The sequence below is a fragment of the Leptotrichia sp. oral taxon 223 genome (assembly GCF_013394795.1).
Taxonomy (GTDB): domain Bacteria; phylum Fusobacteriota; class Fusobacteriia; order Fusobacteriales; family Leptotrichiaceae; genus Leptotrichia.
On record NZ_JABXYU010000004.1, the window covers coordinates 338,786 to 353,820 of the forward strand.

At 32.0% G+C, this 15,035-nt stretch carries 15 protein-coding genes; 5 read left to right on the forward strand and 10 right to left on the reverse strand.

Annotated elements, in window-relative coordinates; translation table 11 throughout:
• Positions 1–27: 27 nt before the first annotated feature.
• From HW275_RS11875 to trmD, 4 genes are read left to right on the forward strand one after another with little or no spacing between them, the layout of a single operon-like run.
• Positions 28–591, forward strand: a complete 564-nt coding sequence (locus HW275_RS11875; RefSeq protein WP_178936755.1) for an RNA methyltransferase — start codon at positions 28–30, stop codon at positions 589–591.
• A gap of 59 nt (positions 592–650) precedes the next feature.
• Positions 651–1,070, forward strand: coding sequence for a PTS-dependent dihydroxyacetone kinase phosphotransferase subunit DhaM (locus HW275_RS11880; protein WP_178936756.1), 420 nt, complete (start codon positions 651–653; stop codon positions 1,068–1,070).
• Between the two features lie 36 nt (positions 1,071–1,106).
• Entirely contained in the window at positions 1,107–1,616 is a 510-nt protein-coding gene (gene rimM, locus HW275_RS11885) for a ribosome maturation factor RimM (protein WP_178936757.1), read from the forward strand.
• A 39-nt stretch (positions 1,617–1,655) separates the two neighbouring features.
• Positions 1,656–2,420: a tRNA (guanosine(37)-N1)-methyltransferase TrmD gene (gene trmD, locus HW275_RS11890; RefSeq protein ID WP_178936758.1), complete on the forward strand. Its 765-nt coding sequence runs from the start codon at positions 1,656–1,658 to the stop codon at positions 2,418–2,420.
• A gap of 77 nt (positions 2,421–2,497) precedes the next feature.
• Here the strand turns inward: trmD and HW275_RS11895 are convergent, their stop codons facing one another.
• On the reverse strand, positions 2,498–3,394 hold the full coding sequence (locus tag HW275_RS11895; RefSeq protein WP_178936759.1) for a CPBP family intramembrane glutamic endopeptidase: 897 nt from the start codon (positions 3,392–3,394) through the stop codon (positions 2,498–2,500).
• Positions 3,395–3,515: 121 nt separating this feature from the next.
• A complete protein-coding gene (gene trpS, locus HW275_RS11900; protein ID WP_178936760.1) occupies positions 3,516–4,490 on the reverse strand; it encodes a tryptophan--tRNA ligase in 975 nt (324 codons plus the stop codon).
• A 723-nt stretch (positions 4,491–5,213) separates the two neighbouring features.
• Between trpS and HW275_RS11905 the strand changes: the two genes are divergently transcribed.
• The gene (locus HW275_RS11905) at positions 5,214–6,158 is read left to right on the forward strand and encodes an ROK family protein (RefSeq protein ID WP_178936761.1); all 945 of its coding nucleotides are present in this window, start codon (positions 5,214–5,216) and stop codon (positions 6,156–6,158) included.
• Positions 6,159–6,235: 77 nt separating this feature from the next.
• Here the strand turns inward: HW275_RS11905 and HW275_RS11910 are convergent, their stop codons facing one another.
• The 8 genes from HW275_RS11910 to HW275_RS11945 all read right to left on the reverse strand — a co-directional run bounded on the left by HW275_RS11910 (position 6,236) and on the right by HW275_RS11945 (position 14,724).
• Positions 6,236–6,577, reverse strand: coding sequence for a PepSY domain-containing protein (locus tag HW275_RS11910; protein WP_178936762.1), 342 nt, complete (start codon positions 6,575–6,577; stop codon positions 6,236–6,238).
• A 31-nt stretch (positions 6,578–6,608) separates the two neighbouring features.
• Positions 6,609–6,887, reverse strand: coding sequence for a PepSY domain-containing protein (locus tag HW275_RS11915; RefSeq protein ID WP_178936763.1), 279 nt, complete (start codon positions 6,885–6,887; stop codon positions 6,609–6,611).
• A gap of 395 nt (positions 6,888–7,282) precedes the next feature.
• Complete coding sequence (locus HW275_RS11920) at positions 7,283–8,647, reverse strand: cell wall metabolism sensor histidine kinase WalK (RefSeq protein ID WP_178936764.1); 1,365 nt, start codon at positions 8,645–8,647, stop codon at positions 7,283–7,285.
• Positions 8,648–8,682: 35 nt separating this feature from the next.
• Complete coding sequence (locus tag HW275_RS11925) at positions 8,683–9,366, reverse strand: response regulator transcription factor (RefSeq protein WP_178936765.1); 684 nt, start codon at positions 9,364–9,366, stop codon at positions 8,683–8,685.
• Between the two features lie 44 nt (positions 9,367–9,410).
• Complete coding sequence (locus tag HW275_RS11930; RefSeq protein WP_178936766.1) at positions 9,411–10,115, reverse strand: UTRA domain-containing protein; 705 nt, start codon at positions 10,113–10,115, stop codon at positions 9,411–9,413.
• A gap of 117 nt (positions 10,116–10,232) precedes the next feature.
• Complete coding sequence (locus HW275_RS11935; protein WP_178936767.1) at positions 10,233–11,564, reverse strand: citrate/2-methylcitrate synthase; 1,332 nt, start codon at positions 11,562–11,564, stop codon at positions 10,233–10,235.
• A gap of 8 nt (positions 11,565–11,572) precedes the next feature.
• On the reverse strand, positions 11,573–12,574 hold the full coding sequence (locus HW275_RS11940) for an isocitrate/isopropylmalate dehydrogenase family protein (RefSeq protein ID WP_178936768.1): 1,002 nt from the start codon (positions 12,572–12,574) through the stop codon (positions 11,573–11,575).
• Between the two features lie 170 nt (positions 12,575–12,744).
• Positions 12,745–14,724 carry an aconitate hydratase gene (locus tag HW275_RS11945; protein ID WP_178936769.1) on the reverse strand — a complete coding sequence of 660 codons (1,980 nt, stop codon included), beginning with the start codon at positions 14,722–14,724 and terminating at the stop codon, positions 12,745–12,747.
• Positions 14,725–15,035: the final 311 nt, after the last annotated feature.

Consider the following 15,035-nt stretch of genomic DNA (forward strand, 5'->3'; position numbering starts at 1 on the left):
TAAAAAAATCTGAGAGGAATACAAAAAATGAGAGATAACATATATGTGGGGCTTGTCCACTATCCTGTATACAATAGAAATAACGCTATTGTGGCAACTTCTGTCACAAACTTTGACATACACGATATTTCCAGAACTTGCAGGACTTATGATATAAAAAAATATTTCATCATAACTCCAGTTGATGCCCAGAAAGAGCTGACTGGCAGAATTATTGGCTACTGGACTGAGGGAAACGGAATAGAATTTAACAAAAACCGAAATGAAGCCTTTGAAAATACAGAACTTGAAGATTCTGTCCAAAGTGCGATAGAAACAATTGAAAAAATTGAAGGGAAAAAACCAAAAATTATAACGACTTCGGCAAAAATTTTTCCAAATACTGTCGGATATGCTGATTTAGGCAAGGAAATGGTTGAAGATGATTCGCCATATCTAATTTTGTTTGGAACAGGCTGGGGGCTTACAAATGAAATTATGGATTTATCCTATAAAATTTTGGAACCAATCCGGGGAAAGACTAAATACAATCATTTATGTGTCAGAAGTGCCGTTTCAATAATTTTAGACAGATTATTGGGAGAAAATTAAAAATCAAAATAACAAAAAATAAAAACACAAACATAATATGAAAGGACAAAAATAAAAAAATGAAGGAAAATAATCATAAATTAGTAGGAATCGTGGTAGTTAGCCACAGTAATACACTTGCACAGGAAATTATTAATTTTGTGAAAGTGTTCAAGCAGGAAGAATTTGCATTGGAAAATGGGGGAAATGCAAGTAGGGAAGTTTATGGAACAAATGCCGAAAATGTGAAAAAAGCGATAATCCGTGCAGATAACGGTGCTGGGGTGCTTGTTTTCGTAGATATGGGAAGTTCTGTCTTTAATGCAGCTAAGGCAATAAAGGAATTGGAAGGACAAGTTGAGGCAAAAATTGCGGACGCTCCATTAGTGGAAGGGGTAATTTCAGCAGTTGCAGCCAACTTTGATGGAATCGACTTGGATGACTTAAAAATGATTGCCGAAGATAGCAGAAAATTTACAAAATTAAAAAAAGAAATTTAGAAAAAGATTTAAGAAAGAGAGAAATAATAATAAATAATGGAAAACTTAGTAAATATAGGAACAATCGTTGGAACACACCATTTACGTGGAAGTGTCAAAATCAACTCAATTTTTGAAAATATTGAACTTATCAAAAATGAACGTGTTCTTCTTGAAAAAAACGACAAAAAGAAATTACTTGTTGTAAAAAATATAAAAAGGCTGAATGACAAAAAAGCAATTTTGAACTTTGAAAAAATTGACAATATTGACGCTGCAAAGGAGCTGAATGGCTATAAAGTCAAAATCCGCCGTGATTTACTGCCTAAAAGAGACGAAGATGATTTTTACGTAAAAGATTTATTTGGAATAGAAGTGTTTTCTGAAAATGAGAAAATTGGAGAAGTTGTAGATGTAATGGAAACCGCAGCCCACAATATCCTAATTATTGAAGATATCGATACAAAAAAAGAAATAATGGTTCCATTAATTGATGAATTTGTAGCAAAAATCGATTTTCCAAACAACAGAATCGAAGTAATCCTGATTGATGGAATGCGAGAATAAATAAATAGAATTTAAAAATAAATGCAAGAGGTAAAATCAATGAAATTTAACGTACTCACACTATTCCCAGAATTATTTGAGCAGTATTTATCACAAACTATCCTAAAAAGAGCAAGCGACAAGGATATTATCGACTTTAACATCGTAAACATAAGAGATTACGCCAGAAATAAGCACAGCCAGATGGACGACATCCCTTTTGGAGGCGGTGCTGGAATGGTTTTAAAGCCAGAAGCCTACTGGAACTTCTTTTATGAAAACTACGAATTTTACAATAACGAAAATAACGAAAATTCAAAAAAACCTTACGTAATTTTTTTATCCCCACAAGGAAAACAGCTAACCCACAACAAAGTTACAGAACTTTCAGAAAAAGATGAAATCGTACTTATTTCAGGACGTTACGAAGGGCTGGATCAAAGAGTAATTGATAAATTTGTAGATGAAGAAATTTCCATTGGTGATTACGTCCTAAGCAGTGGCGACTTGCCTTCCCTTGTAATTATGGACTCTGTAATTCGTATAAAGGAAGGCGTAATAAAAAAGGAATCCTTTGAAACCGACTCTTTTTATAACGGACTTTTAGGCTTTCCACAATACACAAGGCCCGTAGAAATTGACGGCTACACCGTTCCAGAAGTCCTGCGAAGTGGAAATCACGCTAAAATTGATGAATACAGGCAGTTTCATTCAATTGAAAAAACTATGAAAAATAGAATGGACTTATTTGAGAAAAAGCTGGAAAATATTGATGAAGATTTGGAATTTAAGAAGGTTTATAAGAAGTATTTAAAAAGTAAATAAAAAATAAAAATGACTTTATTAAATAATATAATTTAAATTTTAAAAGGAGTTTCCCTGAAAAGAAACTCCCCATTTCGTCAAACTATCCTATAGTTAAACACTAAATTAGAAACTACGATTGCAAATATTACCAGCAAATATAAAACATTATTTTTTAAAAACGCAATCATATTTTCCCTATCTTCAACATTTAATTCAAAAATCGAAAGTACTTCTTTGTACTTCCCTTCCAACAATCCAATTATAAAAAATACTAATAAAAAGATAATCAAAAAGGCAGAAAACAAACCAACTAGAATTAGAAGTATCTCAATTCTTAAAAGAATTAAAACCTGAGATGTTTTCGTTATTGCATTTATAAAAAAATGTATTAAAATAGAATATTTTGTTGAATACTTATATGCAACATAGGAAAAAATAATTCCTGTAAAGAATGCCGGGATAATCATATCTATATTATAATGAGATAATGCAAAAAAGACTGAATTAATAACTATTGCTGTTTTTATTCCATATTTTTTTAAATTATTCATTATAACTCCCCGAAATACTATTTCTTCTAGTATTGGTGCCACACAAACTATCATTATTACATCTGTATACAGAGGTTCGTATATCGCTACCACAGGTGTTCGTCCCTTATGACTGCTCATTAATACAATTAAAAAACTAAAAAAATTACCTACCCAAAAGGCTAATGCAAAATAAATACTAAAGTCTTTCGCCTTTAATTTTTCATTCGTTTTAAAATATTCATATTTTTTATAAGTTTTTACAAAATAATAAATTATTGGAAAACTAAGTATCCATCTATGTATTCTAAACATATACACATATTTAAATATTTTATTCTCGGTAAATACTGTATCGTTGTGTAAAGGAATCATAAATAGAAGGTGAAATATATAAATTATAAATAAAATTAGAAAAATATCTTTTTTTGTGTTATCCTCTAAATTTGTTATTCTCTTCATTTGATCCTACCTCTTATTTTTATAAATATCATAGTAAAATTTTTAAAGCCAAAAAAGACACTTAAATGTGCCTTTTCTTTACAATTAAAATAAAACTATTCAAATAAAAATCACTAATTTTTTAATAATTTTTCTTCAAAAGCCCCACTACATCCCTAACTTCATCCATCTTCTCAGTTGCAATGCTTCTAGCCTTGTTTGCACCTTTACGCAAAATTCCATATACATAATCCATATTGTTTTCCAGTTCTTCACGTTTTTTCTGGAATGGAGAAAAATAATCCATGAATTTGTCAAACAATTCATTTTTGGCATGTCCATATCCAAAGTTTCCAGCTCTGAATTTTTCCTTTAATGCTTCTACTTCTGCTTCTGTTGCAAAAAGAGCATATAATTTTGTGATGTTGTTGTCAGGATTTTTTGGCTCCTCTAAAGGCGTTGAATCTGTTACAATGCTCATTATCTGTTTTTTCAGTGCTTTTTTTGAACCAAACATATTTATTACATTTCCATAAGACTTGCTCATTTTGTCTCCATCTGTTCCTGGCACAGTTGCTACATTTTCAACAATTTTTTCTTTTGGAAGCTTGAATACTTCCTTACCGTAAGTTTCGTTAAATTTAATCGCAATATCACGAGTCATTTCCACATGTTGCTTCTGATCCTTCCCAACAGGCACAATATCTGGCGAGTACATCAAAATATCAGCCGCCATAAGTATCGGATAAGTAAACAGCCCCACATTTGGCTTAATCCCTTTTGCAATTTTGTCCTTGTATGAATGAGCCCTTTCCAGTAGCCCCATTGGAGAAATATTTGATAAAATCCAAGACAATTCGGCATGCTCAGGTACATCCGACTGCAAAAACAACGTTGACTTCTCAGGATCCAATCCCAAAGCCAAATAATCCAAAATCACATTAATCGTATTAGCCTTCAAATCCTCCCCTTTCGGCGAAGACGTCAAAGCATGATAATTTGCCAAAAAATAAAAACCTTCATATTCATCCTGCAATTCCACAAACTGCTTAATAGCCCCAAAATAATTCCCAATATGTAAAATTCCGCTGGGCTGTATTCCTGATAAACTTCTCATAAAAACCTCCATAATTTTATTATTAAATTTGTCCAATAACTTAATTTTTATTCTATAATTTTTTAAAATACCACTACCTATCCACAAGTATTTAAATTAATATTTTTTTATTTTTATTTTAGGATATTTTGGTTAATATTTGTTTTTTCATTTATATTTTTAATTTCTCCTAACAAAATTTTGCTTGAAAATTTTTTTATCATAATAGAATATTATAGTTAAATCGAAAATGTCGTGATTTTTGGGAAATAAAAATTACTGTCTGAGCGAAGTTTTATGTAGCGAGTTTAATTTTTGTTTTCAAAAAATGCTTAGACAAACTGGGGATAGTGCGTAATACTTTCGCTATTATCTTGAGTATGGCATTATTTAAATATTTTAAAATAACTGTTATTGCGAAATAAAGGGGAATGGCGATTGATTCCCCTTGCTCTATAAAAAAGAAAAAATATATAAATTTAGAAAAAAATAATTATTAATCAAAATAATCCAAAATAAAAATTATTAAATTGAATACTTAAGGATAGATTTTAAAATTAGATTATTAAACAGATTCTTTTTCTTTAAAAAATATATTTTCATTATATCATTAAAAAAAAATTTTGTAAAATATTGAAAAAGTAGAAGAAATAAGGTAAACTAATATTGATATAAAAATTAATTTTAAAGATGTTTTACTATGTGTTATGGAAATAAAATAAAAAATTATAATTAGGAGGAAATATGAAATATTATGTAGGAATTGATTTGGGAGGAACTAATACAAAGATTGGACTTGTGGATGAAAAAGGGAATATTATTTTTACAACTATTGTAAAAACTGATTCAATGGAAGGTTTTTCTGAAACAATTCAAAGATTATCAAAAATTCTGATTACTCAAATTGAAGGAAGTAATGTTAATTTTGATAATGTTGTATCAGTTGGTGTTGGAGTGCCAGGGCCTGTGTTAAATTCAAGAGTTGTTAAGTTTTGGGCGAATTTTCCTTGGAAAAATGGAGTGGATTTGGCATTGGAATTTGAGAAAAATTTAGGAAAACCAGTAAAGGTTGATAATGATGTAAATGTAATTACACTTGGAGAAATGTGGAAAGGTGCCGCACAGGGATATAAAAATGTATTAGGACTTGCAATAGGAACTGGAATCGGTGGCGGAATCATTGTTGATGGAAAACTTGTAAGCGGAGAACATGGTGCAGGCGGAGAAGTTGGACATATTAAAATTGAACCAAACGGTAAATTATGCGGATGCGGACAGAAAGGGTGCTGGGAAGCCTATGCTTCTGCTACTGGAATAATTCGTGAAGCAAACAGCCGTCTTGCAGTAAATAAGCAAAACTTGCTTTACGAAATGACAAACGGTAGAGATTTAGAAGCAAAGGATGTGTTTGACGCCGCTAAAAAAGGTGATGAATTCTCACTTGATATTGTGGATTATGAAGCGGAAAAATTAGCATTAGGAATTGGAAATCTGCTTAGCATACTAGATCCTGAAATTGTTGTTGTAGGTGGAGGAGTTGCTCTTGCTGGAGATTTCCTATTTGACCGTGTGAAAGAAAAATTAAAAGATGTGGCATTCCCATCAATTTTGGAAAATCTAAAAATTGTTACAGCAACTCTTGGAAATGATGCAGGAATTTTAGGAGCCGCTTATCTTGGAATGATTTAATTTTTTAATCAAATGGAATTTACAAAAAAAGACTATATAGATTGCCAATTTCTTATATAGTCTTTAATTTTTTATTTTTATCTCTTTTCAAATTTTATAATTGAACCGCTGCTTGCGTCAATATCAAATTCATATCTAAGTTTGTTTGCAATAAACTCTATCACGTAAACAGATTTTCCATTTTTATTATCCAACTTTATCTGTTTAAAATTGGCAGCCGATTCTGCGACACCAGCGTGTGCCAGTGCAATTTCCTTTGCTTTATTTGGCGTTATTTGTGCGTCAGAAGTTTTTATGCTTACCATTGGTACTAGTTTAACGGTATTGTTAATTTCTTTTGCCATCAAATTGACAGAAAGAAGAAATATTATTAAAGTAATTGTATTATTAAATCCTCTTTTTTTAATTTTATTTATCATAATTTTTTCTCCATAACCCATCTTTAAATTTTTATTTATTTTCTTCACTCCAATTAATTATTTTTCCAGTATAAACATCAATTTCAAAGTTATAAGCAACACCTCTATAACTAATTTGCCCTTTATAAAGATTAGCATTCTCTGAATCAAACTCAAGAACATTCGCAAATGTTGCTCCAGGGACTTTAGCTAAGGCTATTTGCTTTGCTTTAATTGCTGTTATTTTTTTCCTTTCCTTATTACCTGAAAAAACTAACGAACTGATGATTAACATTCCGAATAATGTCATCTTTAAAAATTTCCTCTTCATAGCTTATCATCCCTTTCCTTATAATTATGTTTATTGTTATCTATAATTCGACTTTTTTCTTCAATAATTTTAATAATATACAATTACCTAATAAATCTCTCCTTTCTTCTAAATATAATTTTTTCATTTTTCACATAGGCAATTTTTGTAAAATGCCCATTTTTACTCGAGTAACAGTTTGGCACTAATGTTGAGCTAAAGTACCATTCTTTCTGACAAGTTAATAGTACCACATAAACATTAAAGAAAAATGAGAACTTTTAAATTTTTTTCATTTTTTGAAATTTTTTTTAATTTTTGTATATTATTTTGTATTAAAAGTCTAGTTATAGCATAATTTTCCAGTAAATTTAAGCAATTAATTATAGTTCTGTTTTTATTAATTATTTTTTTTATCAAATTTTTTCTAAAATTATTGTAAAAGCTGTACCTTTTCCAAATTCACTTTCTACAGAGATCTGTCCATTATGTAATTCTATAATTTTTTTTACCATCGAAAGCCCAAGTCCAGAATTATCGCCATTTTTGGAAGAATCTACCTGGTAAAATCGTAACCAGATTTTATCCAGCTTGTCTTTTTCAATTCCTATTCCATCATCAGAAATTTTGCTGATAATTTTATCATTTTCAGAAAACAGTTCTATCGTTACTGTCCCGTTCTGCTTTCCATAACAGATTGCATTTGAAATTAAATTTGTAAAGACACGCATCATCATCATTTCATCAATATTTGCATAAATTGCAGGAGTGATTTTTGTAATAAATTTTATATTTTTCGCTTTCGCACTTGAAATTTGTGTTTCCACTGTCATTTCAATCAGTTCGCTTAAATCAATATGTTCCAAATTTAACTTCTGCTTTCCACGCTCCATCCTTGCCAAAGTTAGTAGCTGCGACACCAGTTTTGACATTTTCTGCCCTTCCTTTTCTATAATCCCAAAGGACTTCTTAGCTTCTTCAACTGAATTTATATAGCCTTTTCCATATTCTGCCTGTGTCAAGATAACTGTAATTGGAGTTCTAAGCTCGTGCGAAACATCAGAAGTAAACTGCACTTCGTTTTCAAAGGACGCCTGAAGCCTATCAAACATCACGTCAAAGGTGTTTGCAAGTGTATGAAGCTCGTCATCACCTTTTTTTAGATTAATCCGTTGTGACAAGTCGTTTCCTTCGTTAATTTTTTCCGCTATTTTCCTAATTTGCTCAATTGGCCTAAATGCATTTCTTGTAATGACATAACCACCAATTGCTGAAAGTATAAGGAAAAATGGTAAAATTATAATGGAAATCTGAATGACTGTCTCAATCGCACTTGACTGTCCAATATTAGGCATTACCCCTCTAATCCACACTTTTCCATAATTATCCAGTTTAATCGTTTTGTTATAAACATACCATTTCTGATTGCTGCTTCTAATTATCATAATTTTATCGTCTTTAGATTTGCTGTTATCCATCTCAAAGCCATTTGGCGAATTTCCATAGAGAAATTTAAAATCCTTGTCATAAATGGCAATTTCCACATTCTGGATCATTGTATCAAAATTGCTGTCAATTATAATTTCTCCATTTTTTATAGTTAAATAATCAAGCCTGTGAATTACAACATCTTTTAGATAAGTTCGTACACTTGAATGAATAATATTTTCACTTATATAAAAAACTATAGCCAGCGATGAAAATACAAGCAAAATCATAATTCCCATATACCATAAGCCAATTTTCAACTTTATCGAACTGTTATTAAAGAATCTTTTCATTATTTTTTATTCCTTATTTTATTTAAATTCAAAACCTATTCAGCTTTTAACACATACCCAACTCCACGAATTGTATGAATCAGCTTTGGTTCAAAATCCTTGTCAATTTTTCGACGTAAATACCTGATATAGACATCAATCACATTTGTACCGCCCTCATAATCATAATTCCAGATATGCTGCTCAATTTGTTCCCTCGACAAGACACGTTCTTTATTCCTAATCATATATTCCAAAATTGTAAATTCCCTTGTTGACAGTTTTATAGGAATTTTATCACGGAAAACATCATGTGAGTTACAATTGACGGTTAAATTTGCGATTTTAAAGACATTGCTTGCATTTGAATTGCTAATTGCTGGATTTCTACGTAAAAGCACCCTTATTCTTGCCATAAGCTCATCAAAGGCAAACGGTTTTACAAGATAGTCATCCGCTCCATAGTCAAGCCCTTTTACCCTGTCTTCTATCCCATCTCTCGCAGTAAGCAGTAAAACAGGTGTTTTTATCCCTCTTTCACGTATTGTTCTCAAAATCTCAAATCCGTCTATTCCTGGCAGCATAATATCAGAAACAACAACATCATATTCAGTCGAAAAAATATAGTCAAGGGCGTCTGTACCATTAAAGCAGCTGTCAACCCCATATTTTTCCATCTTTAATTTTTTCGTAATTATATCATTTAAATTTTCCTCATCTTCAATTACTAAAATTCTCATTTTTCAAAAGAACCTCCTTACAACTTTTTCTAACAGCCCTAGCTTTACCTTTTTGCTACTGTTGAAAATACAAATTTGTCAGGCCTGTATGAATTTACGCCATATTGAAACAATGTTCCATTAGACAAGTATGTATGGCTTTCTATTACGACGACAGAATCAAAATTTTTTAAGTCCATGTATTTTTTTTCATTTTCAGTGGCATATCTAAATTTTATTTCCCGCCGTGAATGTGATATTTTCAAATGCAGTTTTTTTTCCAGATAATCATAAATTGAGCTTTCGACAATATTTTTATCCAAAAATGGTACAACTCTTTTGTCAAAATAGGTAATTTCGTATTCAAGTGCTTCCCCATCCAGCACACGTGTACGTGAAACCCTATAAAATGAAACATCCTCAGACACTTCAAAAATATCCATAATCTCGCTAATTCCATTAACAACATTCAATTCAACCAGATTAGTATTAATGTCGATATTTTCAATTTTATTAAGCTCCTTTGAAGTTCTTAAGTTTGATAAGCTGTTTTTAAACCGCCCATTTTCAAGAACCATTGAATTTTTCCCTTTTATCTTTTGAATATATCCATCCAGTTCAAGCATGGAAAGCGCTTTTCTTATAGTATCTTTAGAATACGAATATTTACGTGCCAGTTCCGATTCACTTTTTAAAAATTCCCTAGCCTTAAATGTTCCATTTGTTATTTTTTCCTTTATATCATTATAAACTTCTTTGTATTTGCTCACAGGCACATCTCCTTTCAAGAAACATCAGTTTTATTATAGCCCATAAATTGCAAAATGACAATGGCAAAAAGCATATAAAAACAAGGAGAATAAAATTTTCTCCCTGTCCTAAAAAAATTATAAAAATATATTTCCATCTTCATCAATCGCCTTGTATGCTGGACGGATTAATTTCTTGTCAACGAGAATCTGCTCCATCCTGTGCGCATTCCAGCTCGCTATTCTCGACAATGCAAATAACGGCGTAAATATATTTTGCGGAATATTCAAAAGTCTATACACAAATCCCGAATACAAGTCAACATTTGCACAAATTTCAAAATTTTCACCCTTCAGCTCTTTCCCGATTTCCTTCGTAAATTTTTCAACATTTGAAAAAAGTTCAAATTCTTCAAGCGCATTTTTTTCTTTTGCCAACTCATAAGCCTTTTTTTTCAAAATTTCAGCACGCGGATCCGAAATTGTATAAACTGCGTGGCCCATCCCGTAAATCCGTCCTGTCTTGTCAAATACTTTTTTCTCAAACATCAGCTTCAAATATTCCTTTAGTTTGACTTCATCATAGGGATTTGTATTTTTTTTCAGATTTTCCATCATTTTCGCAACCATTGAATTTGCTCCGCCATGCATAGGCCCCTTTAACGAACCGATTGAAGCGGAAATTGAGGAATATGTGTCTGTCCTTGTGGAAGAAATTACGTGAGAAGTGAATGTTGAGTTATTTCCTCCACCGTGTTCTGCGTGTATAACTAAAATTAAATCTAGTATCTCAGATTCCAGTTTTGTGAATTGGCTGTCGCTTCTAAGCATATGAAGAATATTTTCAGCAATACTGTATTCCTCCACTGGATTATGAATTATCAAACTTTTGTTAAAATGCTTGTAATTGCAAGCCTGATAACAGTACACCAGTAAACTTGGAAATTTTGCAATTAAATTTAAGGACTGGTCAATCAAATTTGACAGACTCACGTCATCTGGATTTTCATCCAATGTATAAAGGCACAAAACTGCTCTTTGAAGCTGATTCATTATATCCGTACTCGGCTTTCGCAAAATAAAATCCTCTATAAACTCATCTGGCAAGTGCCTATATTCCTTCAATGTACTTACAAACATCTTTAATTCAAAATTAGACGGAACTTTTCCAAAAAGCAGCAAAAACATCGTTTTTTCAAAGCAAAATGTCTTTTCCTCCTCAAACTGCTCAACAAGCCTATCAATCGGAATTCCCCGATAATAAAGTTTTCCTTCCTCTGGAATCTTTTTCCCTCTTTTATTTACTGAATACCCTAAAACTGCACCAATTTTAGTCAATCCAACCAGGACTCCTGTCCCATTTTTATTCCTAAGCCCTCTTTTCACATCAAGCTTATTATAAATATCGTCTGAAATTGAATTATTCTGATTAAATAAAACACCGAGTTCATTTATAAAATCACTTTTCATAATGCCTCCTATCCTAAATTTTCAATAATTTTTTTTGTAAATTCAGTCGTTGTAGCATTTCCACCCAAATCTTTTGTTTTACATCCTTCTTCCAGTGTCTTTAAAATAGCATTTTCTATATTTTCTGCAAAATCATTCAGCTTTAAATATTTTAGCATTTCTAGTGATGAGAGTAGCAGCGCAAGCGGGTTTGCCTTATTTTGCCCTGCAATATCAGGCGCAGAGCCATGTACAGCTTCAAAAATGGCAATATCATCTCCAATATTTGCCCCTGGAGCAACCCCAAGCCCTCCTACAAGTCCAGCAACCAAATCCGATAAAATATCTCCATATAAATTCATCGTAACAATTACTTTAAATCTTTCCGGATTTGTAACAAGCTGCATACACATATTGTCAACAATAAGCTCTTCCAGCTCAATTCCTTCATAATCCCTTGCAACTTCCCTTGCAGTTTCCAAAAACATTCCATCTGTAAATTTCAGTATATTTGCCTTATGCACGACTGTAACTTTGGAAATTTTATTATTTTTTGCATATTCAAAAGCACTTCTGACAATCCGTTCGCTGCCTTTCTTCGTAATTCTTTTTATAGCAACCGCACTTGTCTTGTCATCATTTTCATACTTTTCCTCACCAATATAAATCCCTTCCGTATTTTCCCTAAAAATTGCCAAATCAATATTTTCATACCGAGTCTTAATTCCTGGCAAATTTCTTGATGGCCGAAAATTCGTATATAAATCATATTTTTTTCTAAGATACACATTTATGCTTCTAAACCCTTTCCCAATTGGTGTCGTAATTGGTCCTTTTATAGCGATTTTATTTTTTTCAACACTTTCGTAAAGGCTATCAGGAATCAATTCTCCAGTTTTCTCATAAACATCTGTCCCTGCATTTTCAGTTTCAAATTCCACTGGAACTTTCGCAGCCTTAAAAATTTCCACTAAACTTTCCGATATTTCATATCCAATTCCATCCCCTGGAATTAATGTCACTTTCTTCATAATAAACCACTCTTTCTTTTTCCAAATTTTATACAATATTAAACCTCATTTAAACAATGAATGTTCTATTTTCCAATAGAATTTAGTATTAGATTATTTTGTTCAATAACTATTTTTATTATGTTTTTTGTTTATTTAAAAAAAAATTATATTTTAATTATTTTGAAATATTAACTTAAAAACTCATCACTTGTCGCAAATTTTAAGTATCCGCCAAATTTTAATATTTTAAGCTCTCTTTCTGAACCATTGAATTTTGCAGGAAATTCAGTATTTTTAGTAATATTTTTTACAATAAATCTTCCATTTATCAATGAATTTGGGATGTCTGACAACTGTAATTCGTCGTATTCGTCAATTTTATCGTAATCTTCCACGTTCTCAAATTCCAATGGTATAATTCCGCTGTTTATCAAATTTGCCTTGTGGATTCTTGCAAATGATTTTGCGATAACTGCCTTTATACCAAGATAAAGCGGTAACAATGCAGCATGTTCACGGCTTGAACCTTGCCCATAATTTTCTCCTCCGACAATTATTCCGCCATTATTTTTTTCAGCTCTTTCCTTAAAATCTGGAATTATTGTTTCAAAACAATGTTCAGACAATTTTGGAATATTTGAACGGAATGGCAATAATGCAGCATTTGATGGGCAAATATCGTCTGTTGTAATATTATCTCCTGTCTTTAAGATAACTTTTCGTGTAATGCTATCCTGCAGCTCTTCCCCAATCGGAAATGGCTTAATGTTAGGCCCCATTACGATTTTTACTGCTTCTCTTTCCTTTTTTGCTTCCTCTTCATTTGGATTTGGGAAAATAAAATAGTTATCTGATATTTCAAATTTTTCAGGCTCTTCTACAATGATTTCTGCCCCCAATTCCCTAGGATCTGTCAAATATCCTGTAATTGCTGACGCAGCCGCTGTTTCTGTACTCACTAGATAAACTCCGGCACTCATTGTCCCACATCTTCCCTTAAAGTTTCTGTTAAATGTTCTAAGTGAAATTCCATCCGTTTTTGGTGCCTGTCCCATTCCAATACAAGGTCCGCAAGCGGCTTCTAACAATCTTGCTCCAGCTGCTATAAATTTTGCCAATGCACCATTTTCTGAAATCATTTTCATAATATTGCTTGAACCTGGCGATAATACAAGGCTCACATCTGGATGAACTTTTTTCCCGTCTAAAATTGCTGCAAGTTTCATAAAATCTGAATACGATGAATTTGTACATGAACCAATCGCAATCTGATCGACTTTTAGTTTTTTATCCTTTGAAATTTCATGCACATTGTCAGGACTATGAGGAAAAGCCGCAAGTGGCACCAATTCATCCAAATTAACAACTAGCTTATCATCATAAAACGCATTCTCATCAGGCAGTAATTCTGTAAAATCTTCTCCACGTGACTGTTTTTCCAAAAAAATCCTTGTTTTCTCATCACTTGGAAAAATTGACGTTGTAGCCCCTAATTCAGCTCCCATATTGGTAATTGTCGCCCTGTCTTCAACTGATAGCGATTTAATTCCATCTCCAGTATATTCCATTACGTATCCGACTCCGCCTTTTACTGTAAGCTGTTTCAAAATGTACAAAATAATGTCTTTAGCCGACACCCAAGGCTGTAATTTCCCTTTTAGCTCAATATTATAAACTTTCGGCACTTTCAAATAATATAGCCCCCGTGCCATTCCAATCGCAACGTCAAGCCCTCCAGCTCCAATTGCAAGCATTCCAAGCCCTCCTCCAGTTGGAGTGTGACTATCCGATCCAATCAGTATTTTTCCCGGCTTTCCAAATCTTTCCAAATGCAATCTGTGGCAAATTCCATTTCCCGGTTTTGAAAAAACAATGTTGTGCTTTTTAGCTGAAGTTTTAATAAATTCATGATCATCTGCATTCTCAAAGCTGGACTGCAGCATATTGTGATCAACATAGGCTACCGAAATCTCAGTTGCAACTTTATCAACATTCATCGCATTTAATTGTAAATAAGCCATCGTTCCCGTAGAATCCTGTGTAAGTGTCTGATGAACCCTGACAGCAATTTCATTTCCTGCCTTCAATTCACCCTTCAAAAGATTTTTAGCCAAAATCTTATACGTTAAACTCATATTATTAGAGTTCAAATTTTTACTCATAGACATATTGTTGTCCTCCTAACATAACTATTTCAATCATACTATTATTATAATACTAAATCATTAAATGTGTCAACGATATATAACATATATTTTTTATATAATTGCATATATATTGTAAATAATTATAAATAACTCAATAAATACAATTTTATTATACATTTAAAATCATTTTTTTATCCAAATTTTTTTCATTTGAATACCAGAACTACTTCCGCTTTTAGAAGCGGGAGCTTCTTGGGAAGTATCTGCGTAGACTAGCCAAATATATTTACCAAGCTCTTCGGGCAGTTCCTACCCTGCTTCCTTTTATTTCC

Excerpts from the sequence above, each read along its gene's own strand:
- HW275_RS11945 (WP_178936769.1), bottom strand. The coding sequence starts at position 14,724 with ATGTCTATGAGTAAAAATTTGAACTCTAATAATATGAGTTTAACGTAT.
- HW275_RS11875 (WP_178936755.1), top strand. The coding sequence starts at position 28 with ATGAGAGATAACATATATGTGGGGCTTGTCCACTATCCTGTATACAAT.
- HW275_RS11880 (WP_178936756.1), top strand. The coding sequence starts at position 651 with ATGAAGGAAAATAATCATAAATTAGTAGGAATCGTGGTAGTTAGCCAC.
- trmD (WP_178936758.1), top strand. The coding sequence starts at position 1,656 with ATGAAATTTAACGTACTCACACTATTCCCAGAATTATTTGAGCAGTAT.
- trpS (WP_178936760.1), bottom strand. The coding sequence starts at position 4,490 with ATGAGAAGTTTATCAGGAATACAGCCCAGCGGAATTTTACATATTGGG.
- HW275_RS11940 (WP_178936768.1), bottom strand. The coding sequence starts at position 12,574 with ATGAAGAAAGTGACATTAATTCCAGGGGATGGAATTGGATATGAAATA.
- HW275_RS11895 (WP_178936759.1), bottom strand. The coding sequence starts at position 3,394 with ATGAAGAGAATAACAAATTTAGAGGATAACACAAAAAAAGATATTTTT.
- HW275_RS11915 (WP_178936763.1), bottom strand. The coding sequence starts at position 6,887 with ATGAAGAGGAAATTTTTAAAGATGACATTATTCGGAATGTTAATCATC.
- HW275_RS11925 (WP_178936765.1), bottom strand. The coding sequence starts at position 9,366 with ATGAGAATTTTAGTAATTGAAGATGAGGAAAATTTAAATGATATAATT.
- HW275_RS11920 (WP_178936764.1), bottom strand. The coding sequence starts at position 8,647 with ATGAAAAGATTCTTTAATAACAGTTCGATAAAGTTGAAAATTGGCTTA.
- HW275_RS11905 (WP_178936761.1), top strand. The coding sequence starts at position 5,214 with ATGAAATATTATGTAGGAATTGATTTGGGAGGAACTAATACAAAGATT.
- HW275_RS11910 (WP_178936762.1), bottom strand. The coding sequence starts at position 6,577 with ATGATAAATAAAATTAAAAAAAGAGGATTTAATAATACAATTACTTTA.
- HW275_RS11935 (WP_178936767.1), bottom strand. The coding sequence starts at position 11,564 with ATGAAAAGTGATTTTATAAATGAACTCGGTGTTTTATTTAATCAGAAT.
- rimM (WP_178936757.1), top strand. The coding sequence starts at position 1,107 with ATGGAAAACTTAGTAAATATAGGAACAATCGTTGGAACACACCATTTA.